This is a genomic window from Sphingobacterium tabacisoli, from assembly GCF_017908035.1.
Classification (GTDB): Bacteria; Bacteroidota; Bacteroidia; order Sphingobacteriales; family Sphingobacteriaceae; genus Sphingobacterium; species Sphingobacterium tabacisoli.
In genome coordinates this window covers 156,908-177,922 of sequence record NZ_JAEQMU010000001.1, presented here as the reverse complement: position 1 = coordinate 177,922, position 21,015 = coordinate 156,908, and the positions used below count along the sequence as shown (strand labels likewise).

Below are 21,015 nucleotides of genomic sequence, written 5' to 3'. Positions count from 1 at the left end.
AGACTACAATGAAACAAATCTATATAGTATTGGCTTTGATTCCCTTTATCTTCTCTTGCCAGAAAGAAGATGCCTATACGGGATTGAGACCGGATGAAAGATTGTCCGAGGCCATGCAGAAATATGAAAATCTTTTGAAAGAAGCACCTTACGGCTGGAAGGGCCACCTCTTTACCCAAGAAGGCGGTGGCTATGGCTTTCTATTCAATTTCGACGGTAAGAACAGGGTACAAATGCTGGCCGACATATCGGACGAATCCACCCATACCAGCAAAGAAAGTTCGTATAGACTGAAAGCGGCCCTGCTTCCAAGCCTGTACTTTGATACCTATTCCTATATCCATCTATTGGCAGATCCGGATCCCAGTGTTTTTGGTGGTAAACCCGCTTGGGGATACTATTCAGACTTCGAGTTCTCTATACTGAAAAACACAGCAGATAGCATACTCATGCGTGGTAATCTGAATGGGTCAAAACTACTCCTTGTTAAAGCTACACAAGAAGAATCCATTGCCTATAAAGCTGGTAATCTACAGGCTTTAAAAACGGGTACTATTGACTTTTTGAGGACAAACCGCTTCCCTTATATCATGACAAAAACAGGAGATCTTGTTGCTTTAAATTTCAATATGCGTACTAAGAAGCTGACACTAACCTATGATAGTGCACAACAAGTTCAAAACAAATCCGTCGGCTTCGCCTTTTCAGGCTTAAATTACCTAGAACTAGAAAATAGCATACGCTATGGAGGAACACAGATAGATCGCTTTTCCTTGGATAAAGCTACATCCTTTCTGGTCGGGCTAGACGGAACCAAAGAGACCCAACTATTTAGCTCAAGCACACCTTTATTCAGCTTCAACCAGATGCTGGGCATTCAATTTGACTATATATTGATTCCCTTTGAAGAGAATGTACCCGGATCGGGTTCGGACTTCAATGCTAGAAGAACGGCCGCTCTTAATCAAATGCGGACGATGCTTACCGCTGGTTCTAAATTTCCTTATCTAGCTGTACGCTTTGATAAAAAAGAGAAAACCATGTTGCTCACCCTTGTCATCCAACAGGGCAATGATAGCTTTGTCGCCAATTATTCGTTCTATTACACGATGGAAAATGAGAAGTATAAATTCGTTTACGAAAAAGCACTAGATGGGAATGCAACCTATATTTTCGAAGCGATGATCCCTGTGCTACAAGGCTTTGTAAATGGAGACTTCAATTTTGATTACCAAGTCGTAGACAACGAACTTATGGGATATGGGCAGAGTTCCAGCAACCCGAACTTTAAATTTTTAGGCACTTTGGAATAAAACATTAGAACTATGTCAACAATAAATAAACTCTTAGTCTTAGTCCTGCTCCTTTTGGGCATCAGCAGCTGTAAAAAAGACACGCTAGAGGCCTATGAAGTCGAGCATGTATTTAAGAGTGATGAAGAAGCTATCGCTCACTTTAAGGCCAACTTTATAGATGGACAATCGGCTTGGAAGGCCATACTGACAACAAAAATTACTGGCAAAGCCTATGGTCTATATGTCACCCTGTCCGAAAAAGGTGAAGTAAACATGCTGTCGGATCTCTATCCTGACGCAGGCAACCAGTTTACAACAACTTCTTACCGCCTCAAAGCGAATGCGGGCAATGCCGTACTCAGTTTCTCGTTGGGCAGCTATCTCGATGCTATATCCATACAGCAAGGCCGACATAAAATCAGTGCTGATACCAGCTATACCTTCCGCTATGCCATTCAGGACACGGTGGTTTTATTGGGGAACCAGCATGGTGATGAGCTAAAACTAGTTCGCACAACAGTAGAAGAGCGTAATGCGTACAATGGGTCTGCCCTGTATCACTCGCTTTGGAATACATTCAATTATTTCAACACCAACAGATTCCACTCCTTTCTATATGGAAATGGAAAAGCCGTACAAATAATGATCGATCAAAACGAACGATCGGCCATCGCTTACTATGTCGAGAATAATAAACTAATTACGACCACATCCTACATATCCTATGGGATCAACCATATCAATTTTAGAACACCGCTAGTAATCAATGGTAAAGAAGTAAGACAGCTATTTATAGATCCTACGAAAACACAATTGTACGCACAGGAAGGCAATCAGCGTATAGATCTGATAGGCTCAAGAGTTCCGATCATACCGATGCACCTGTTCTTGGGACATGGTATACCATCGACCATATCAGCCCCCAATCCATTTACCTACTACGCATTAGAAGGCTGGTCGGATGAGGCCTATCTCGCCTGGTTCAATTCAACTATGGAATTTTTCAATAGTCCATATGAAGCCGCCTTTATGCTTGGGGATTTTGATTTTGTAGAAGACAGCAAACAAATGAATATTTCGCTGCATTTTCAGATGGGACAGTCCAATTATGTAGCCATATTTCCTTTCAACTATACTAAAACCGATGCTGGCGTATACAAGTTTACCCCGGGGCAGCTAAAGGCAGATATTCCAGAACATCTCAATGCCAGCCTTATACAGGATTATGTACAGGACTTCCTTCGGCTAATGATTGTCAGTCGATACACATTAGATTATTACGAATCAGGAGATATGTTCCTTGGACAATTTAAAGGCGTAGATAATCCGGATATAACCTTCACCGGTTTCTTTGGTACCCTGGCAGAATAATAAAGATAGTGTGTTTAGTACGGAGTACAGGGTTACCCAGGTGACCCTTACTCCTTTTTCACCCTTACATTAGAGCCTGCTCTACGCTTATCGATGGAACAACAGACCTATGATACATAGGAAAATAGAGACGTCCTTATCGTCAAAATGCTTTCTAAAATGTTTTAAAGAAGTGCTGATTTGATTTTTTACCGTCTGCAAGGAAATATCGAGTCTATCTGCAATCTCTTGGTTGGACATATTCTCTATGCGGCTCATATGAAAAATAAGTCTTCGCTGCTCCGGTAATTCGGCTAATATGATTTTGTATTTTTCTTCAAGCTCTTTTGCCAACAGTTGCGAATCTGCACTGAGATAGGATGTATCCAGAGTTTCGTCCAGCTCATCAATAGAAGTCATCACCATTTTCTTCTTCTTCAAATGATCCAATACGGCGTTCTTAACACATTTGAATAAAAAGGGCTGTAGAGAACTATCGAATGACAGATCCGATTTTTTGTTCCACAACCGCAGCATCACATCTATAGCTAATTCTTCGGCAATATATTCGTCTTTAAGTATAGTCAGCGCAAATGCACGAAGTCGTTTAAAATACCGTTTAAACACAACTTCGAACGCCTGTTCATCCCCCTCCTTAAAATAAATATATAGGTCTGAATCTGTTAAATCATTGAGTTTAATCTTCATCAGGTCAGTAGTATAGATCTTTATAAAACGAAAGCAAATTAATTATATTTTTCGAGATTGTAAAATTTTTACTTCAATTACGATAATGTAATCCTTTCGCTTATTTGATGCCACAACATAATCTAATTCAAAACTTTGCGCATCTATCAAATGCAACAACATTGCTTTTATGGGATTTTATTTATAATTTTGGGTAAAGACATAACGAGTCCACTAAAAACACATTATGCAAGAGAATATAAACTTTGATGCTATAATTATCGGAGGAAGCTATGCAGGGCTCTCCGCAGCCATGGCCTTAGGACGGTCACTCCGTCGCGCGCTTATCATCGACAGTGGCATGCCCTGTAACCGGTATACCCCACATTCCCATAATTTTATCACACAGGATGGCAATACTCCCAGCGAAATCGCTGCTTTAGCAAAAGCTCAGGTCCTACAGTACGAAACCATAGATTTCTTACACGATACTGCTACGAGCGGCAAAAAAATCGAACAAGGTTTTGAAATACGTACAGGCTGCAATCATGTTTTCCATGCAAGAAAAATAATAGTAGCTACCGGAATCAAAGATACCTTTCCTAATATTAAGGAATTTGATGCCTGCTGGGGAAAATCAGTTATCCATTGCCCCTATTGTCACGGTTACGAGTTCAGAGACAAGAAAACCGCCATCCTTGCCTCCGCTGAAAAAGCAATACATCTCGCAGGTCTGGTCAACAACCTAACAGCTGATCTCACCTTGATCAGCTCCAAAGAATCTGATTTTTCGGAGGAACACAAATCTAAATTAAACCAGCATAACATACGTCTCCTCACAAAGGAAGTTCAGGAGATAATTCACCAAAATGGGCAGATTAATGCCCTATTGTTCAGCGATGGTACCGTGGAAAATTTCGAAGCCGTCTATGCGGCTGTCCCCTTCATACAGCATTCTACAATTCCTGAGCAACTTGGCTGTGTATTAAACGAAACAGGGTATCTCCAGACAAACTCTTTTCAGGAAACCTCAGTAGAAGGTATTTTTGCTGCCGGGGACTGTGCCGGTATGATGCGATCCGTCGCCTATGCAGTTTCGACAGGCAATATAGCAGGAGCTATGCTAAACCACCAACTCGTCCAGGAAGAATTTTAATACCTAATAAGTACACCTTTCGGATAACATATTATGATTATTAATACAGGCCTTGATCGGTTCAAGGCCTGTCATCAGAATTATCTTTTTACTAGGTTCTCTTCCCCTTCTTTTAGATTATTCGCGGCATACCTTGCTCTAAAAGCAATTTTCTCCTTTTCTCTTTCCAGCAGGAGACAAGCAATAACATACCCTGGGGTTTCCTTTCCCTGAGACTCCGCCAGCCGTTCTCTCGCCTTTTCCTCATTCACGTCAATACGATACAATATGGCAGTCAACCTATTGAAACCATGCTGTACCAACCAGTTCCATTAGTTTTTTGACTGAATTACACAGGTTATTATTGGTCTGTTGCTATTAAATCATTTTCGAGAAGCTGTTCGTTCACCAGCTCGACAATATGCTGTCGCTTAGTCTCCCCCTCCTCCGATTGCTGTACAAAGCTCACATAATTGGTTATTGCTGCTTTGAGATCCGACTGGACCTCCAAAAATTCAATCTGTTTTCTCCGGATCAGATGAAAGAGATAGTGTATACCCCGTTTCAGCATATTCTCTCCTTCCTCCTCCCGACACAACTGTTGATACGTATGCGCCAGGTTATTACAGGAAATAAGAAACACCTGTATGAAAGGAATTTTCAATCGCATACAGTCCCCGATATGGTCATTAAGCACCTCAGCCCTGTACAGTGCGTCATTATACAGCGACAGTGCCCGTTGCCAATCTCCCTGCTCAAAAGCTCCGTTGGCCGATACGGTCAATGTCTGCCAATGCTCTTCCACATGCTTCATACAGCTATTCTCCATTTTACTTCAAGTTTTTATTTGCAAAATCCCAATTAACCACCTCCCAGAAACCCTCTACAAATTTTGGTCGTGCACGTGTCTTTGATCAAGCCATTCAGGTTATTGACATAAGTAGCATAGTGCTTTCCATAATGGTAGTCAAATGTTTCGGCCGTGATGACCGGATTCAGCGCTCCGTTATCATAAGGGAGTTCAGGCAGTGTTAACGTAATGTTCATTGTTGCCTATTTTTCTGTTTTAATATTTTTATTGCTCTTTTTAGCTGGCTGATCTGTTGCATACTGGCTGTAGCCGTTTTCAGATTCTTTCTCATCAGATCTTCATCGCGGATCTGTCGTTCCAGATAGTTTTTATTTTCTTCCAGCAGGTCTATTACAAAATCCATTCGCGCTTCCTTTTTACCAATTAGCTCAACAAACTTACAAAGTTAGAACTACCTAACAAAATAGTTTAAACAAAAAAATATCTCGAAAAATGCAAATTACATTATCATGGGATTAGCAAATTTAATACTGTCCGTCTACACTAACCGTCTTAAGAGCCTATTCGAGGGGGATTTTGTGGCATATTCCTATTTATTTAGGAATGAATTACTTTTCATTAGCGAGCCGTATTATAACTACGCGTAAAAATCCTACATTTTTTCGTTCAGTTTGCAGTAGTTTATTGCTAACTTACGGTAATCAACTTTTAAACTAAGCTATTAACTATTTAATTTAAGCCCTATTATGACTGCATTTCAGATTATTGAATCTACGGAGCATTACGACGCTATAGTGGTCGGTTCCGGTGCTGGAGGTGGTATGGCCGGATATATACTGGCACATGCGGGACTCAAGGTTCTCATGTTGGAAGCCGGCCCTTTCTACGATCCCGCCATAGATGCCCTGCAACTGCGCTGGCCCTGGGAATCACCTCGACGGGGTGCGGGCACGACACGCCCCTTCGGAGATTTTGACGCCGCTTACGGCGGTTGGGAGATTGATGGCGAGCCCTATAGTAGAGCAGATGGAACCGAATTTGAATGGTTCAGGGCACGTATGTTGGGTGGCCGTACCAATCATTGGGGCCGCATATCCTTACGGATGGGGCCAGATGATTTTCAGCCCAAAGATGGTGTTACTGATGCCTGGCCTATTACTTATGATGAAGTCAAACCTTTTTATGACCGTGTAGACCGTATGATTGGCATCTACGGCACAGTAGAAGGTATCCATAATGAACCCGACGGTATTTTTCTGAGACCGCCGAAACCCCGTCTTAATGAGCTCTATATCCGTAAAGGCGGTCAAAAAGCGGGGGTACCTGTTATTGCAGGCAGGGGTTCAGTACTGACCGAAGCCCTACCTGGCGTTAAGGGGCGGGGCACTTGCTTCTACTGCGGCCAATGTGGCCGTGCCTGCAAAGTATACGGAGATTTTTCTTCTTCCTCCTGCCTGGTAATTCCGGCAATGAAAACGGGTAATCTAAAAGTGATAGACAATGCTATGGTCCGCGAAGTGCTCACCAACGATGAGGGACTTGCTATCGGTGTCTCCTATGTCAACACCAAAGATCTTCAAGAATATAGTGTTAAGGCAAAAACAGTAATTCTTGGTGCCAGTGCCTGTGAGAGTGCCCGCCTGATGCTTAATTCCAAATCATCAGCCCATCCAAATGGCGTAGGTAACAGTTCGGGACTAGTCGGAAAATACCTGCACGATTCCACAGGTGCAGGTCTCAGCGGATTTCTCCCTCAGCTCCTCGATCGCAAGCGGTACAATGAAGATGGCGTAGGCAGTGTGCATATTTACTCACCATGGTGGTTAGATAATAAAAAGCTCGATTTTCCTAGAGGCTACCATATTGAATATGGAGGCGGGATGCGTATGCCGTCCTACGGAATTTTTGGCGGAACGGCCGAACTTGGCGACAAGATCCCGGGCAAAGATGGCAAACCTATGGGAGAAGCCGGTTACGGAAAAGCTTTAAAAGAGCAATACCGAAGATTTTATGGTGCAGGTGTAGGTATGGCTGGACGTGGTACAGCCATCGCAAGATTGGATAATTACTGCGAAATCGATTCCAATAAAGTCGACAAATTTGGAATCCCCGTGTTAAAATTCCATTACAAATGGGCCAATGAGGAAGTCCTACAGGCAAAACATATGCAGGAGACCTTCCAGTCGATCATGCATGAAATGGGTGCAGTCATCACCTCTAAGATCCATGGTCCCGAAACAGCCTATGGCCTAGAAGCGCCGGGCAAGATTATACATGAGGGTGGTACCACACGAATGGGTAACGATCCAAAAAAATCGGTGCTCAACAAATGGGGACAGGCCCATGATTGCAAGAACCTATACGTAGTCGATGCCGGCCCTTTTGTGCAGCAGGGCGACAAGAATCTAACCTGGACTATTTTAGCGCTCTCGATGCGTACAGCAGAATATATATTACAGGAAAACAAAAAAATAAACGGATAAACCTATGAACAGAAGAGAATCACTCAAAGCATTGGGATTACTTGCCTCCGGGACAGGTCTGCTTGCAGCTTCGTCCTGCGGTCCCGAAAAAAACAAGGCTATAGATCATAGCGACAAGCCTCTTGCCGAAAAACTCCCCGGAGTACAAGACTTTGAACATGAACGAAATCAAAAACTACAGGAGGAACAATTTTTTTCTACCCACGAGATGGCCACCATCACCTGTCTTGTCGACTATATTATTCCCAAAGATGAATTCTCTGGCAGCGCTTCCGAAGCCGGAGTTCCAGATTTTATAGAGTTTATAGTCAAAGATATGCCCCATTATCAAATCCCTATGCGAGGTGGTGTTAAATGGATGGATATCCGATCCCAAAAAAAGATGGGAAAGGTATTTATCAACTGCACAGCAGATCAACAGATCACATTATTGGACGAAATAGCATTTCCCTCGCGAAGTACAGCAGAGGTAGCGCCAGGGGTTAATTTTTTCAAAACGCTGCGCAACCTGACAGCCTCTGGGTTTTATACGTCAAAGGTTGGAATTGATGATTTGGGGTATGTAGGTAACCGACCCGGAGTTTGGTCAGGCGTACCCGCAGACGTATTACAGGCACATGGCTTTAAAACAGACGAGGGATAACAAAACACATTCCTGACTCCTGTTACAACCTCTCTTCATCTGTAATGTATCATTTCACCAAGTGCAATTGAACAAAGCCGTTATGGACTTCACAACCTGCTAAGCTAAACTTTGAATTAAGCGCATGATTGCTGACCAGGTGTCCACCATCGCCGGTAATAAGAGGACTGATGTTGAAATATATATCCGTTACGAGGTCGCGGTCCAAAAAAGCATTGAACGTACCGATACCGCCTCCGACAGCGATTTCGGCAACACCCTTAGTCGAGAAATAAGCGATGGCTTCTTCGGGTGTATGTACTACCGTATATTCAGGTGAAGCAAGAGGGGCAGCAGAAAGTACGACCATATCGATCGTTGCAAACAATGCTTTTACATGTTCGGGAAACTGCTGAAAGTTTTCAAAAGTCTTCGCACCAATTACCATACTCCCTACCCGTTCTGCCATCCCTACATAGAAATCCATTGCTTCCTGCGGAAGCGAATGGTGGGGATTGTCCGATACCAACGCTTTTCCGTTGGCTGAAATATTTGCGACAAGTATTACCTTCATTATCTTTATCTTTTAAAAATTCAACAGCAAAACTATGAGGTATTAAGTTTATATTCACTATTGATTACCTTTAGGAAAGTTACTTTATATGGGATGTACAGCGAAGAAACCTTCAAAAGAAAACATATTAGCATTAGGGGATGCCCTAGAATTACTTCGTGGAAAATGGAAAATCAGCATTCTCCGAAACCTATCGTATGGGGAAATGCGGTTCAAAGATTTGCTGGAATCTGTAACAGGTATTTCGCCTAAAGTTCTTTCCAAAGAATTACAGGTTCTGGAACAGCACTTATTGATTACCAGAACGGTTAATAATACGAAGCCTGTTACCGTTTCTTATGCCATTACAGAACATGCCAGCAAAACAATTCCTCCCATTATCAACGCTTTACTTGAATTCGGATTGAACCACAGAAAAAACTTTCATGATTCCTTTGGATCATAAACAGCGATGAACCGAACCCGATTATAGCGGGTGAGCTCTTGAATGCCTTCAAAAAAGAATAATGTCATGAAAAAAGTTCTTGATGGCCATTAAAAACATACACTTTCAGAAAAAAAATAAAAGAAGGGTGTTAGCCTCCTCTTTTATTTTGCCGTTTTGTTCTGATAACAGGGCTCGAACCTGTGTCCATCCGGTCCAGAGCCGGACGCTCTACCACTGAGCTATATCAGAAATCCGAGATAGGTGTAGGGCTCGAACCTACGTCCATTCGGATAAAGAGCCGAACGTTCTACCACTGAACTAACCTATCTAATTGCTTTCAGGATATAATGGTTTCGCATTTTTACCTGAATAATACCGATGTCTTTTTAGCACTGTTGCCAAAAACGGATTAGCAACAGTAACGCCGTGAACAAGTTCTGGTGTAGGTTTAAACTCCGCCACACCGTGTACTCTCGGGGCTATCCAACCTGATTTTTCCGGGTCGATTCCTGCCTGCTCACAATATTGAACTACCAACTCTTTGTTACATTGCGCTTTATTCTGGAATACTTCCCAAGGCAATGGTATCTTATTCCATACTTCCGTATTCGGATCGAGTTTTCCGCCTGTTGAAAAATGCCAAGCAACCACATCCGCTGCCATAAGTCTTAATACCTTACCAAAGCAAATCTCTTCGAGGATATAATCCAAACCTAAGGAATAAATCAAATTCATCCAATTATCTCTGGCTTTATTCCAAGCTCCTGCCGTATTATTCCAAGTTGTAGAGTCATTCCCCCTTCTCACAACCATTGTTTCTCTGTTAATATTACTAGCCGTCCAAACCTCGTCCAATAGTTCAGCGATATCCTGCAAAACAGTTGTCCACTTACCCAACAAAGTTCCTTTTTGCTCATCGGTCAAGTTGGATAAAACCAGCTGACCGGTATAAATATGTGATATCGCCCACCAGTTGGTACTATTGGGTTTTACTGTTTTGTCCTTTCTTAAAACATCCAAAAAATTGCTTTCTTCTCCAGTACATCTTTTCAGAAGTATGTCACTTATTTCGTCAAATGGTCTCTCTTGGCTCTGATTGGTGAAAACACTTCTAAGATTGCATCGTGAATTGTAATAAGCAATAAAGCAGGCCGTGTTAAGATCGGACGAAAAATCTTCAAAAGTAATCGTATGTGCTAAACCATGTTTTGCAATTTTCTGAAACTCATTTTTCTTACCCTCCCGGATAAACTTCAATAGTTTTTTTTCTATTCGGGTGAGCAGTCGCCATTTCTTGTTATAGTTACGTTTTGACAGGTCGAGTCCGCTTTCTTTTCGCTGCGATTTATTCAGTCGGTCGGTTTTAAAATCATTTTTCCCGACTGTTTTATGAATCATCGGCGAAACAAAATTGATAAAATCCGCTATATCTTTCTGATTATTGTAATCCGATTTACCATTGTCGTCCAGTTTGAAGATTTCTATGGCTTTAGTGATTTGCTTACCTGCTCCTTTCGCTTCTGCAAATACCTGCAACATCGACGTATAGCCAAACACATTTCTTGCCAATGAACCTTTGGCAGCTTTTTCCAAAAGAAGTCTCTCTTCAGTTGTCAGACCGTCTGCTGTCAATTCAATAACAATTTGCGCAACGTCCTCTGGTCGTCTCCGTTCGCTTAAAGTTTGATATAACTGTTCAATTGTCGCCATTTCGATTTGTCACGCTGTTGCAGCCGATGCTTGTTTTAGATAAACGAATTTAGCGAAAAAAATCTGCCTTTCCCTCTGCTTAGCTATAAACCTGTGATCCCTCCGGCTGAAAGCAATTACACAGCGTGTTTCGCAGAATCTGAGAAGTGGCTGGCTCCCAATTAAAACCAGATTTCGCCTGTTTCTCCTCCTTACCTTTCGTATATAGATAGGAGAAGCTATACTTCCGGGCCGGCACTCCAGAGAAAATCGGAAACGGCACACCGGATATGAGCTTGCTCTATAGCTAAATCTAGTTGTGCTCCATGACGTCATTTAACATGAATAGTAGTCTGCGTGAAGGAGCGACTTTTCGTTAATGTTTAAAAAATCAATATTTTTACTTTAGCTTTAAGCCGATTTTTGCGAAAGCAAATAGAGATGAGAGAGCCAAATACACATATAGATGAATTAGAGCTAGTCCAGCAGATAAACCTCGGAAACCACCGCGCTTTCGACACACTGTTTCAATGTTACAAAGAGCGTCTCTATCGTCATGCCTACCAAATGATACCCGATACTGACATCTGCAACGATATTATTCAGGATGTATTTGTCGCGATCTGGACCAAACGGAAATCTTTCACGATAAAATCATCCCTATTTGCTTACTTGGTCCAATCGGTCAAAAATCGAATACTCGACCATATCACACACGAGAAGGTCGTAGATCGCTATCTGGAAAGTCTTTATGACTTTGAGAAGAACGGTAAATGTTATACCGAAGAATCTGTACTGGAGCAGGAACTCCTAGCGACCATTGAAAAAGAGAAGACTCAATTGCCTGCGCGCACGCGCGAGATTTTTGAACTAAACCGCGAACAACAGCTCAGCTATAAAGAAATCGGTCAAAAGCTCAACATTTCCGAAAAAACCGCTAAAAAACAGGTCCACAATGCGTTAAGATACCTTCGAACCAAACTAACTACCCTTCTGTTTTCTCTAATTTTATTTTTTTCATTTTTTTAGTACTCCCTTTTATCAAGTTGTCCGTCTATCATTTACTAACCCTAAAAAAAGTGGTGGGTAAACCTAATTACAGATGGAGAAAAAAGATATACAACACTTAATAGATAAATATCGTTCCGGAGCGATCTTAACACCTCAGGAACAACTTTGGCTAGATAGTTTTTATTTGCACCAGGCAAAACAGGCAAAACACGAAATATCCGCGACGAGTCTGGAGGAAAACCTAAGTAAGGTAGAGGTGGCTTTATATAAACAGACTTCTAGTCGCCGGTCGAGAACAATGCGGACATGGTGGTATAGTGCTGCGGCCTCTGTGCTGATAGCCGCCTCGGTATCGCTGTTAATGTATAATTCTGTATCTAAATCTACTCACGATGTCGGACAACGTGCCCAATTTGAGTCTATAACCGCAGGAAGCGATAAGGCTTTGCTCGTCCTGGCAAATGGCGATCAGTTTGTATTAGATGGTGCCAATAACATCACCAATGGTCAGGGAGATATCAGTATCGATGGGCAGCAGCTGGGATTAAGTACTAGAGGCATAATTTCCTCCGCCTTCAATACCCTGCAGATTCCGAAAGGTGGACAGTTCAAGATCGTATTAAGCGATGGCTCTGAAGTGTGGCTCAATGCCGGATCCCAACTGCGATACCCGACTACTTTCGATGGGGATAAACGTGAAGTAGAACTGATCGGCGAAGCCTATTTCGAGATTACCCATAATCCTAAAAAGCCATTTATGGTACGTACCAAAGATCAATACGTGCAGGTATTGGGCACAGGATTTAATATCAGTTCTTATCCTAATACCACCACGACCACCACTCTAGCACATGGCAAAGTACGCGTGGCTAGTGCATCCCATAGCCAGAGCCCTGCACTAATCCTTAGCCCGGGCGAGCAGGCCTTTTTAACAGGTAAGACTTTGGAGAAAAAAACGGCGGATGTCGAATCCATACTCGCGTGGAAAAATGGCGTATTTAAGTTCAAGAAAAGCAGTCTAAAAGATATTACAGCACAGCTAGAGCGCTGGTATGATGTCGATTTCGTATTCCGTAACAAGACGATCCCGACGCATCAAATCACAGGAGAAATCCAACGTAAAGTAAATCTTTATGAGATCATTGAGATCCTTTCTTACTTCGGTATAGACTGTAAGATAGACGGCCGTACCGTATACCTCGATCAAAAAAAATAACTTAACCGCAACTATAATCATGAAGTACAAAAAAATCAACAAACACCTATGGAAGCTCTGGGCTGCCCCATTGATTTCCTCCGTCGTGTTATTCTCCTCCAATGCTTTTGCGCAGATCACGCTTAAGGTCAAACAGGCGAATGCGAAAAGCGTAATTAACGCTATTGAGCAGCAAAGTGGCTATCGCTTTGTATACGACGAGAGTAGTATCAAATTTCCGTCACTCAATGCAGATCTTAATAATGCTTCGATAGAAAAAACACTAGCTGCCGTATTTGCTAATACAGCGATTGAATACAAGATTGTCAAAAAAAATATCTTATTAAAAAACAGTAATACAGCGGCATCGTCCAATTCCGTTTCTACCACTGCTAATGAAGATATTGTACAAAACTATTTGTTTACAGGCCGAGTGATCAACGAAGCCGGGACAGCATTAAGCGGTGCAAGTGTAAAATTAAAAAACACTGCTATTGCTACTTCTACAGATGAAAACGGGGAGTTTAAATTGGAAAGTCCCGTACGCACAGGCACACTACAAATATCCTTTTTAGGTCATCAAACCATCGAAGTGGCAGCAAGAACACAGATGACCTCTATCACCCTTCCCCTTTTGCCTGCTGAAATTGAGGAGATAGCGGTCAACGTTAGTACGGGTTATCAGACTATCCCCAAAGAAAGAGCTACTGGAGCATTTGGTTCATTGCCAAAAAAAAGTTTAGAACAGCAGCGGCTTAATAATTTAAGCACGCTATTAGAGGGCCGTATTGCTGGATACCACAAAAATACCCTACGCGGCACCACATCCATGAATGGTATGACCACTCCGCTATATGTTGTCGATGGCTTCCCTATTGAGAATACGAAATCTTCCTCCTTTGGCAGTATCACCGAAGATCTACCAAATCTTAATTTAGAAGATATCGAGTCCATCACTGTACTCCGCGATGCGGCGGCGGCCTCAATTTATGGTGCACGCGCAGCAAACGGTGTCGTCGTGATCGTAACAAAAAAGGGAAAAAAATCAGGCATAGAGATTAATGCTTCCGCTGTAATGACCCATACCCCATACTACTTCAATACAGATCGTCTGACATCATCTGCAGATATCATCGATATAGAGCGTGAATGGGCGGCCCGCAATTCCAACTTCACAAATATGGATCCCGATTATCCAAAAAATGCGTTGGATAATATGTTGTATTATTCCCGTGGTATTCAAACGATTCTTCGTGAAAAAGCAGGAATGATCACTTCGGGCGAAAAAGAAGCTACCCTCAATGAACTAGCGAATAGTGGGTACCGATATTATGATGATGTTGCTAAATATGGCAAACGCAATCCTTTCTCACAGCAGTACAATATTAATCTCTCTACAGGTAGTGAAAAAAATAGCTTTTATTCCTCTGCTACCTATCAAAAAGACTTACTGGAGGACCCAAATAGTAGAAATGATCAGCTAGGGATAAATCTTCGTAATATTACACAAATCAACAGCTGGCTTTCGGCAGAATTGAGTACATTTCTACGTTACGGAAAAAACAATCAACAGACCTATAATCTGATGTCCCCTAGTTTTGCCTATCTTCCTTATGATGGTCTAAAAAATCCAGATGGCTCTAATTTCATTAGTACGGCGGCATCTCGACTGGACAGCAATCGTCTTGGGCAAATACAACAGTTTGGTCTCTACGACATGGATATCAACCCATTGGAAGAAATGAATAGAAATATCCGTGGTACAAATAGTTTTTCAAACCGGAGCTTTATTCGTCTTAATGCAAAAATAGCGGAATGGCTGAATTACAGCGCTGCATTTCAATATGAATATGGACAAGATGATAGTAAATTGCTATATGATAAAAGCTCCTATTATGTGCGCAATCGTGTCAATTCTATGGCCGAAGACAATAATGGAATTGCTAATTTCCTGATCCCTTACGGCTACATTTTTAACAGCTTGGATCAATCCCTGCATGCATATAATTTTCGTCAACAGCTAGATTTTGTAAAAACATTTAAAGACAAACACCACATCAATGCCATTGCAGGTTTAGAAATCCGTGAAAATAAAATCTATGCTTCGGATCAAACCTTGTATAACTACGACCCGGTATCTCTTCAACACGAAATGCTGGACAAAAATATAACGTCCGCCGGAACAATGTGGGGGGCGACTTTTACTCAAAACACGGACTTAGGGCGGATAGCACAAGATATGCCGAGATTTGTATCCGTATATGCAAATGCGGGTTACAGCTACGAAAACAGGTTTCTTTTGACGGGTAGTACTCGTTGGGATAGGTCTAACCTTTGGGGCACCAGTTCCAAATACCAAGATAAACCCGTATGGTCGCTAGGTGCCGGATGGAATATCCATAACGAACATTTTATGAACGTTAGTTGGATTAACCAGTTAAAAGTACGGGGGTCGTACGGTATAGGCGGTAACATAGATAGAAATACCTCACCCTTCATGACCGCTTATTATAGTATTAATCCCAATGTAGGTGGATTGCAAGGCAATCTAGCACAAAGACCAAACCCTTTATTATCTTGGGAAAGTACGACAACACTAAATATTGGTACAGACTTTACAATTTTGGACAACCGACTTTACGGAAGTTTAGACTACTATCAAAAACGTGGCAAAGATCTACTAGCCAACACCATGGGGGTTCCTACCGAGGGTTTTGGCTATGTGACATACAAAATTAATAACGGGCAAATGACCAATAACGGCTTTGAGGCTACTATAGGTGCAGATGTTATAAAAAAAGATGCCCTAAGATGGAATACAAATATGCTTTACGCTTATAATAAGAATAAAGTAACCTATGTCAATGTCAAAGCTCCTTATTACATATTACAACTTGATCAATCGCAAGCCTATCCACGCATCGGCAATCCTTATCAGTCTATTTATGCCTATTCATGGGCAGGCCTAACGGATACTGGGATTCCGCAAGTTTATAATGAAAATGGTGAGGCGGTAACAAGAAATCCTTCCAATTTAGAATCCATCGTATATGCTGGTAGCATGGTACCTTACCATACGGCATCTTGGACAAATAGCGTTAGCTACAAAAATTTTGATTTTTCCATCATGCTAAGCTATGAGGGTGGACATCGTATTCGTAATACAGATCTTCCTTACATCAGTACTCGAGACATCAATTGGACGGCACACACCAATGTGACCACAATGAATAAGGACATTGCAAATCGTTGGAGACAGGCTGGAGACGAACAAAATACAGATATACCAAGGTTGATTTTTCCAGAGGATCTAGAATTATATAATTACGATAGTAGTACATTGTATCACAATGCCGACATTAATGTAATCGATGCGAGCAACTTTCAGATCCGCAATATCAGTTTTGCTTATCGTGTGCCTACAGTATTTCTAGCAAACGCAAAGATAAAACAAGCGCGCCTCCAATTTAATGCGGAGAATGTGGCGATGTTTGCTAAATCCAAAAACGCCCGCTATATGTTAGGCGGTTACCGTGCTCCCAACTATGTGATGGGTGTTTATTTAACTTTTTAATTTGACAGCAATGAAAACGAATAAAATAATATATGCAATCATCGGAGCCGTTTGCTTGGTATCAACCTCTTGCAATGATTATTTGAACATATTGCCCACCGGCAAAAAGATACCGACAAGCTATAGTGATTTTGAAGCCCTACTTCGCGATGAATCCGGTGTACACAGTGTACCTGTACGACAAGCCAGTATGTTACTAAATGATTTTTTCGTATCTGCTTCGACATTAAGTTTTGAACGACTATCTGAAGTCAATTACAATTGGAAAGAATCGGATAACCGTATTGTCTTTAACAATGCTGACGAATCAACCTATTATCAAGGATATGCAAGTATATCTACCTGTAATCTATTGATTGAGTATGCGCCAAATATGACTGACGCCACAGAATTGCAAAAGAACCAATTAGTAGCGACAAGCAAAGTGATACGTGCACTCAACTATTATACACTTGCCAACTATTATGCGGCTACATACGACGTAGGTACAGCCGAGACTTTAAAATCTGTTCCATTAATTGAGAGCGCTAACATAGAAGCTCCTCATAAACAAGTTACGATTCAAGAATTATACGACTTTATGATCAGTGACATCGAACAGGCACTTCCTACGTTAAGCAACCAAGGACTTACCGTGCTACATCCCGGGAAAGGCGCTGCGCATACCTTGTTGGCAAGGATCTATCTGCAGATGGAAAATTATCCAAAAGCATTGGAGCATGCGCAAAAAGCTTTAGCCATAAAAAATGAACTCTATGACTGGAATGCCTATTACGAAAGTGAGAAGGCTCGTCTCGAAAACCCAACCCTGTATACACGCAAGTTGACTCCACTCAATCATAACTATGTTGAAACCTACTATTTCAGACATGGTACCAGCCCTAATTTTCCATCATCAGAAACTTCTGTCCGTGTTGATCGCGCCGCACGCTTTGAAACTAGAGATTCAAAATTTGCCTCTCGTTGGAAGCTACGTACCGTTGGTAATGACACCTATTACTATAGCATGATGACCGGCTACTACAATACCCATGGTCTTACTACGGCAGAAGCGTACCTTATCGAAGCGGAATGTCTTGCGCGTACCAATAAGGTAAGTGATGCGATGAACGTCCTAAATAAAGTCAGGAAAACGAGAATTCTCCCTGATGCTTATCAAGATCTTTCTGCTTCAACGATTGTAGATGCCGTAAAACTAATCCAACGCACCAAGCAAAATGAGTTTATTCAATCCATCGTACCATTTGCAGACCTCCGTCGGTTGAATAAAGATCCTCAGTACGCGACAACACTAACCAAAACAGAGAATGGTGCACAACTGAGCTTATCACCATCTTCGCACCTGTGGATCATGCCATTTCCTCAAGGGGCTATTGAAAATCCAGGCAATGGAACTATCGAGCAAAATGTAAACAAATAATATATGAAAAAAATACTAAGCAGCTTCGTCGCACTTGCTTTTGCTACGGCCGCATTTTCACAATCCTTCCAGGTCAATGGTATTATCCATGGACTACCTGACGGCAGCGTCCTCGAGTTAGTCCCTGCAGCGACACACCAGGATGAAAAACCTATTGCCAGTGCAACGGTAAATCAAGGAAAATTTAAACTAAGTGGCACTATCGATGCTCCACAATATTTTTTCCTTTCAGTCAAAGATACCTACGGTGGATGTTCTATTCTTTTGGACAAAGCAGATCATGCCGTCATTGAGGCTACGGTTAAACTAACCGGACAGCCGGACAACAAATTCTATAATTTTGAAAACAAAAAAATAACTGGTGCGCCCCTCAATGATCTTTATGAGGTAAAGATGGCCCCTCGTCAGGAGCTAGACAAACAACACAGTGCGATACAGGAAAAATTCGCTGCGATATCACAAAAGATGAGTTCAGCACGCACAGCGAAAGACTCGCTCTTGGCGGCACAGATTGAACAATCTGATGAATGGCAGGCTTATGAAAAAGCAGAGGGCGAGTTCTTTAAGAATGCGGAATCCGTCATCGGCAAAATCATCTCCGACAACAAAGAATCGTGGTGGGGTCCACTTTTGACGCTCAACGTGTATAACTTTTTCCCTCCGCAGAATGAGCATTTGTACGATAACTTATCCGAACAGGCCAAAAATAGCTATTACGGTCAGATTCTGAAAGAGCAGGTCCGTCCAGAGGGCTTTCTAAATAAATCGGCACCGGTAATATCAGCGAAAACAGAAACAGGACAAAAACTGGACTTGCCACAGGTATTGTCTAAAAACAAGGTAGTCCTAATTGATTTTTGGGCATCCTGGTGTGCTCCTTGCCGAAAAAAAATACCCGAATTGAAAGCTCTTTATGAAACGTATAAAGGCCAAGGGCTAGAGATCGTAGGGATTTCTATCGATAAGAAAGAAAGCGATTGGCGAAAAGCACTGGGTGAAGAACAACTTCCGTATCCCAACTATATCGATGCGGGTGAGACGGCCAATAACTGGAAGGTACGCGCTATTCCCGCACTCTTCCTGGTGGACAGTACAGGAAAGATCATAGCAGAAAACATTGCGCTAAGCGAAATAGCCAAGTATTTAAATTAAACACACTAGATCGTCATATTCCTAATGAAGAAAACACTAATCACCGCATTTGCATTATCAGCAAGTCTGGCATATGCACAGCAGAAAGAAACCGACAGGTTTCAACAATATCAGCCCATTTGGGAAAATGGTACCCTTGCACAGAAAGACTCGCTGGCCAGCGTCTTATTGAGTGAGGTCAAGACCTACAAAACAGAAGCCGAATACCGGACTACCCTCAATCTTTTGCACGCTTTGGGCCACGAGGATCAGATGGCTTCGATAGAGGCCGTAGCGAAAAAGAAATTTCCAAAAGGTAGCCTTACACGCGATGCCTACCTACATGAGGTGTATTATAAATTGGAGACTACTTCAGAAAAAGAAAAGGCCTATCGTGAGCTCCTTAAAAAATGGCCTGCAACTAAGTTTCCCGGTGATGAGCTGACCTATGATTATGCAATAGCCACGTTGGCAGGATCATACGCAAAAGATGGAAATGCATCGAAAGCTACAAGTTATCTAAGTGAAATGAAGGAACGTTTTTGGAGAGGCAATGGATACCTACCAGTAGCGCAGACTTTGCTGGCAGCGGGCGACACCAGCAGTGCCACTCCGATCCTCAAGACAGTCCTAGACGATGCTTACTATTATATCACGCTACCCGAAGAAGAAAAAGATAATAAAGCGCGTTTTGCATCTATGGGATATGCTGGCTCGATGTCTACATATGTGAACATTTTAGTCAATCAAGGCAAATACACCGAAGCATTGGGGCTCATTGAAAAAGCATTACAAATAGCTCCAGAACAAGGAGATGCCCTTTCTAATGTCTATTATAAATCCTTAATGGCTACAGGACGCAAGTTAGAGGCATACAACATTTTAACGAAGCTATATACCAAGGGACAATTCAATGTCGAACCTGATCTAAAAGCAGTCTATGCGGACTTAAATGGATCTATGCAGGGGTATGAAGGCTTCAATGCCCGTCTCAAAGAAGACCTTGTCAAATCCATCCAGGACCATATCAAAGAGATGGCCACCTTCAAAATAGCACCTGCTTTTGAACTGCTTAATTTAAAAGGAGAGAAAGTATCATTAGCAAGTTTAAAAGGTAAAGTCGTCGTTCTAGATTTCTGGGCCACTTGGTGTCAGCCCTGTATCCGTTCATTCCCAGGTATGCAGGCTGCTCAAGCCGAATATGCAAATGACAAAGATGTACAGTTTCTATTCATCAACACCTGGGAGCGCGACAAGGAGTACAAAAAAAATGTGGTGTCCTTTATTGAAAAAAACAACTATCCATTTGAGGTCCTATATGATGACCAAAAAGATGCCGTTACAGGGCAAGTCATGGCTGCTAAATATGGTGTAGAGGGAATTCCTGCTAAATTTATAATTGACAAAGAAGGTAATATCCGTTACTTTCTTACCGGTTCAAGTCCCAATGTAGATTACATCAAAATGGAGATGAAAGAATTGATCGAATCCGCTAAAAAACCGTACAAAGGGTAACAAGCTCTAGACGCACTACTGTTGGATATATATATCATTGATAAAAGCAATATCAGAAAATTAAGATTCAATAGAATCTGATCTTTACGATAATAA

The 21,015-nt window shown here is 41.9% G+C and carries 19 protein-coding genes, 2 tRNA genes and 1 pseudogene; 12 read left to right on the top strand and 10 right to left on the bottom strand.

The window, feature by feature from the left end; translation table 11 throughout:
• The first annotated feature begins 8 nt into the window (after positions 1-8).
• Entirely contained in the window at positions 9-1,313 is a 1,305-nt protein-coding gene (locus JKG64_RS00680) for a DUF4302 domain-containing protein (RefSeq protein WP_210352414.1), read from the top strand.
• Positions 1,314-1,325: 12 nt separating this feature from the next.
• On the top strand, positions 1,326-2,666 hold the full coding sequence (locus JKG64_RS00675; RefSeq protein ID WP_210352413.1) for a DUF4302 domain-containing protein: 1,341 nt from the start codon (positions 1,326-1,328) through the stop codon (positions 2,664-2,666).
• An 87-nt stretch (positions 2,667-2,753) separates the two neighbouring features.
• Here the strand turns inward: JKG64_RS00675 and JKG64_RS00670 are convergent, their stop codons facing one another.
• Positions 2,754-3,353, bottom strand: a complete 600-nt coding sequence (locus tag JKG64_RS00670) for an RNA polymerase sigma-70 factor (protein ID WP_210352412.1) — start codon at positions 3,351-3,353, stop codon at positions 2,754-2,756.
• 226 nt (positions 3,354-3,579) lie between these two features.
• Here JKG64_RS00670 and JKG64_RS00665 point away from each other — a divergent pair, with 226 nt between their 5' ends.
• The gene (locus tag JKG64_RS00665; RefSeq protein WP_210352411.1) at positions 3,580-4,488 is read left to right on the top strand and encodes an NAD(P)/FAD-dependent oxidoreductase; all 909 of its coding nucleotides are present in this window, start codon (positions 3,580-3,582) and stop codon (positions 4,486-4,488) included.
• A gap of 80 nt (positions 4,489-4,568) precedes the next feature.
• Here JKG64_RS00665 and JKG64_RS00660 read toward each other — a convergent pair whose 3' ends face one another.
• The 5 genes and pseudogenes from JKG64_RS00660 to JKG64_RS00645 all read right to left on the bottom strand — a co-directional run bounded on the left by JKG64_RS00660 (position 4,569) and on the right by JKG64_RS00645 (position 5,681).
• Positions 4,569-4,790: a hypothetical protein gene (locus tag JKG64_RS00660; protein ID WP_210352410.1), complete on the bottom strand. Its 222-nt coding sequence runs from the start codon at positions 4,788-4,790 to the stop codon at positions 4,569-4,571.
• Positions 4,791-4,828: 38 nt separating this feature from the next.
• Complete coding sequence (locus tag JKG64_RS00655) at positions 4,829-5,296, bottom strand: hypothetical protein (protein ID WP_210352409.1); 468 nt, start codon at positions 5,294-5,296, stop codon at positions 4,829-4,831.
• Position 5,297: 1 nt separating this feature from the next.
• Positions 5,298-5,342 (bottom strand): annotated as a pseudogene (locus JKG64_RS23300) (hypothetical protein); the annotation flags it as partial.
• The gene (locus JKG64_RS00650; protein ID WP_317195816.1) at positions 5,329-5,514 is read right to left on the bottom strand and encodes a hypothetical protein; all 186 of its coding nucleotides are present in this window, start codon (positions 5,512-5,514) and stop codon (positions 5,329-5,331) included. The pseudogene JKG64_RS23300 and the gene JKG64_RS00650, both read right to left, overlap by 14 nt.
• Positions 5,511-5,681, bottom strand: a complete 171-nt coding sequence (locus JKG64_RS00645; protein ID WP_210352408.1) for a hypothetical protein — start codon at positions 5,679-5,681, stop codon at positions 5,511-5,513. The genes JKG64_RS00650 and JKG64_RS00645 overlap by 4 nt, the downstream gene beginning before the upstream one ends.
• A 343-nt stretch (positions 5,682-6,024) precedes the next feature.
• Between JKG64_RS00645 and JKG64_RS00640 the strand changes: the two genes are divergently transcribed.
• Both JKG64_RS00640 and JKG64_RS00635 read left to right on the top strand, forming a co-directional pair.
• A complete protein-coding gene (locus JKG64_RS00640; RefSeq protein WP_210352407.1) occupies positions 6,025-7,761 on the top strand; it encodes a GMC oxidoreductase in 1,737 nt (578 codons plus the stop codon).
• Positions 7,762-7,765: 4 nt separating this feature from the next.
• Positions 7,766-8,404: a gluconate 2-dehydrogenase subunit 3 family protein gene (locus tag JKG64_RS00635; protein WP_210352406.1), complete on the top strand. Its 639-nt coding sequence runs from the start codon at positions 7,766-7,768 to the stop codon at positions 8,402-8,404.
• 49 nt (positions 8,405-8,453) lie between these two features.
• On the opposite strand, the gene JKG64_RS00630 is transcribed toward JKG64_RS00635, so the two are convergent.
• Positions 8,454-8,957 (bottom strand): dihydrofolate reductase family protein, encoded by a 504-nt coding sequence (locus JKG64_RS00630; protein WP_210352405.1) that lies wholly within the window; start codon positions 8,955-8,957, stop codon positions 8,454-8,456.
• 88 nt (positions 8,958-9,045) lie between these two features.
• Here JKG64_RS00630 and JKG64_RS00625 point away from each other — a divergent pair, with 88 nt between their 5' ends.
• A complete protein-coding gene (locus JKG64_RS00625) occupies positions 9,046-9,402 on the top strand; it encodes a winged helix-turn-helix transcriptional regulator (protein WP_210352404.1) in 357 nt (118 codons plus the stop codon).
• 159 nt (positions 9,403-9,561) lie between these two features.
• Here the strand turns inward: JKG64_RS00625 and JKG64_RS00620 are convergent.
• The 3 genes from JKG64_RS00620 to JKG64_RS00610 form a co-directional block, all read right to left on the bottom strand.
• Positions 9,562-9,633 (bottom strand) — tRNA-Gln (locus JKG64_RS00620).
• A gap of 6 nt (positions 9,634-9,639) precedes the next feature.
• Positions 9,640-9,712: transfer RNA gene (locus JKG64_RS00615), tRNA-Lys, on the bottom strand.
• On the bottom strand, positions 9,712-11,094 hold the full coding sequence (locus JKG64_RS00610; protein WP_210352403.1) for a hypothetical protein: 1,383 nt from the start codon (positions 11,092-11,094) through the stop codon (positions 9,712-9,714). The genes JKG64_RS00615 and JKG64_RS00610 overlap by 1 nt, the downstream gene beginning before the upstream one ends.
• A 420-nt stretch (positions 11,095-11,514) precedes the next feature.
• On the opposite strand from JKG64_RS00610, the gene JKG64_RS00605 reads away from it, so the two are divergent.
• The 6 genes from JKG64_RS00605 to JKG64_RS00580 all read left to right on the top strand — a co-directional run bounded on the left by JKG64_RS00605 (position 11,515) and on the right by JKG64_RS00580 (position 20,919).
• Positions 11,515-12,102, top strand: coding sequence for an RNA polymerase sigma factor (locus JKG64_RS00605; protein ID WP_210352402.1), 588 nt, complete (start codon positions 11,515-11,517; stop codon positions 12,100-12,102).
• Between the two features lie 73 nt (positions 12,103-12,175).
• Positions 12,176-13,300 (top strand): FecR family protein, encoded by a 1,125-nt coding sequence (locus JKG64_RS00600; RefSeq protein WP_210352401.1) that lies wholly within the window; start codon positions 12,176-12,178, stop codon positions 13,298-13,300.
• A 19-nt stretch (positions 13,301-13,319) separates the two neighbouring features.
• Entirely contained in the window at positions 13,320-16,853 is a 3,534-nt protein-coding gene (locus JKG64_RS00595; RefSeq protein ID WP_210352400.1) for a SusC/RagA family TonB-linked outer membrane protein, read from the top strand.
• Between the two features lie 10 nt (positions 16,854-16,863).
• Positions 16,864-18,273 (top strand): RagB/SusD family nutrient uptake outer membrane protein, encoded by a 1,410-nt coding sequence (locus JKG64_RS00590; RefSeq protein ID WP_210352399.1) that lies wholly within the window; start codon positions 16,864-16,866, stop codon positions 18,271-18,273.
• Positions 18,274-18,276: 3 nt separating this feature from the next.
• Positions 18,277-19,425 (top strand): TlpA disulfide reductase family protein, encoded by a 1,149-nt coding sequence (locus tag JKG64_RS00585; protein ID WP_210352398.1) that lies wholly within the window; start codon positions 18,277-18,279, stop codon positions 19,423-19,425.
• A 24-nt stretch (positions 19,426-19,449) separates the two neighbouring features.
• Complete coding sequence (locus JKG64_RS00580) at positions 19,450-20,919, top strand: TlpA disulfide reductase family protein (RefSeq protein ID WP_210352397.1); 1,470 nt, start codon at positions 19,450-19,452, stop codon at positions 20,917-20,919.
• The last annotated feature ends 96 nt before the right edge of the window (positions 20,920-21,015 follow it).

What these genes read in the sequence shown, in the direction of transcription:
- JKG64_RS00585 (WP_210352398.1), top strand. Translation starts at nt 18,277, where the DNA reads ATGAAAAAAATACTAAGCAGCTTCGTCGCACTTGCTTTTGCTACGGCC.
- JKG64_RS00645 (WP_210352408.1), bottom strand. Translation starts at nt 5,681, where the DNA reads ATGGATTTTGTAATAGACCTGCTGGAAGAAAATAAAAACTATCTGGAA.
- JKG64_RS00670 (WP_210352412.1), bottom strand. Translation starts at nt 3,353, where the DNA reads ATGAAGATTAAACTCAATGATTTAACAGATTCAGACCTATATATTTAT.
- JKG64_RS00635 (WP_210352406.1), top strand. Translation starts at nt 7,766, where the DNA reads ATGAACAGAAGAGAATCACTCAAAGCATTGGGATTACTTGCCTCCGGG.
- JKG64_RS00600 (WP_210352401.1), top strand. Translation starts at nt 12,176, where the DNA reads ATGGAGAAAAAAGATATACAACACTTAATAGATAAATATCGTTCCGGA.
- JKG64_RS00605 (WP_210352402.1), top strand. Translation starts at nt 11,515, where the DNA reads ATGAGAGAGCCAAATACACATATAGATGAATTAGAGCTAGTCCAGCAG.
- JKG64_RS00610 (WP_210352403.1), bottom strand. Translation starts at nt 11,094, where the DNA reads ATGGCGACAATTGAACAGTTATATCAAACTTTAAGCGAACGGAGACGA.
- JKG64_RS00595 (WP_210352400.1), top strand. Translation starts at nt 13,320, where the DNA reads ATGAAGTACAAAAAAATCAACAAACACCTATGGAAGCTCTGGGCTGCC.
- JKG64_RS00675 (WP_210352413.1), top strand. Translation starts at nt 1,326, where the DNA reads ATGTCAACAATAAATAAACTCTTAGTCTTAGTCCTGCTCCTTTTGGGC.
- JKG64_RS00630 (WP_210352405.1), bottom strand. Translation starts at nt 8,957, where the DNA reads ATGAAGGTAATACTTGTCGCAAATATTTCAGCCAACGGAAAAGCGTTG.
- JKG64_RS00625 (WP_210352404.1), top strand. Translation starts at nt 9,046, where the DNA reads ATGGGATGTACAGCGAAGAAACCTTCAAAAGAAAACATATTAGCATTA.
- JKG64_RS00655 (WP_210352409.1), bottom strand. Translation starts at nt 5,296, where the DNA reads ATGGAGAATAGCTGTATGAAGCATGTGGAAGAGCATTGGCAGACATTG.
- JKG64_RS00580 (WP_210352397.1), top strand. Translation starts at nt 19,450, where the DNA reads ATGAAGAAAACACTAATCACCGCATTTGCATTATCAGCAAGTCTGGCA.
- JKG64_RS00665 (WP_210352411.1), top strand. Translation starts at nt 3,580, where the DNA reads ATGCAAGAGAATATAAACTTTGATGCTATAATTATCGGAGGAAGCTAT.
- JKG64_RS00650 (WP_317195816.1), bottom strand. Translation starts at nt 5,514, where the DNA reads ATGAACATTACGTTAACACTGCCTGAACTCCCTTATGATAACGGAGCG.
- JKG64_RS00590 (WP_210352399.1), top strand. Translation starts at nt 16,864, where the DNA reads ATGAAAACGAATAAAATAATATATGCAATCATCGGAGCCGTTTGCTTG.
- JKG64_RS00680 (WP_210352414.1), top strand. Translation starts at nt 9, where the DNA reads ATGAAACAAATCTATATAGTATTGGCTTTGATTCCCTTTATCTTCTCT.
- JKG64_RS00640 (WP_210352407.1), top strand. Translation starts at nt 6,025, where the DNA reads ATGACTGCATTTCAGATTATTGAATCTACGGAGCATTACGACGCTATA.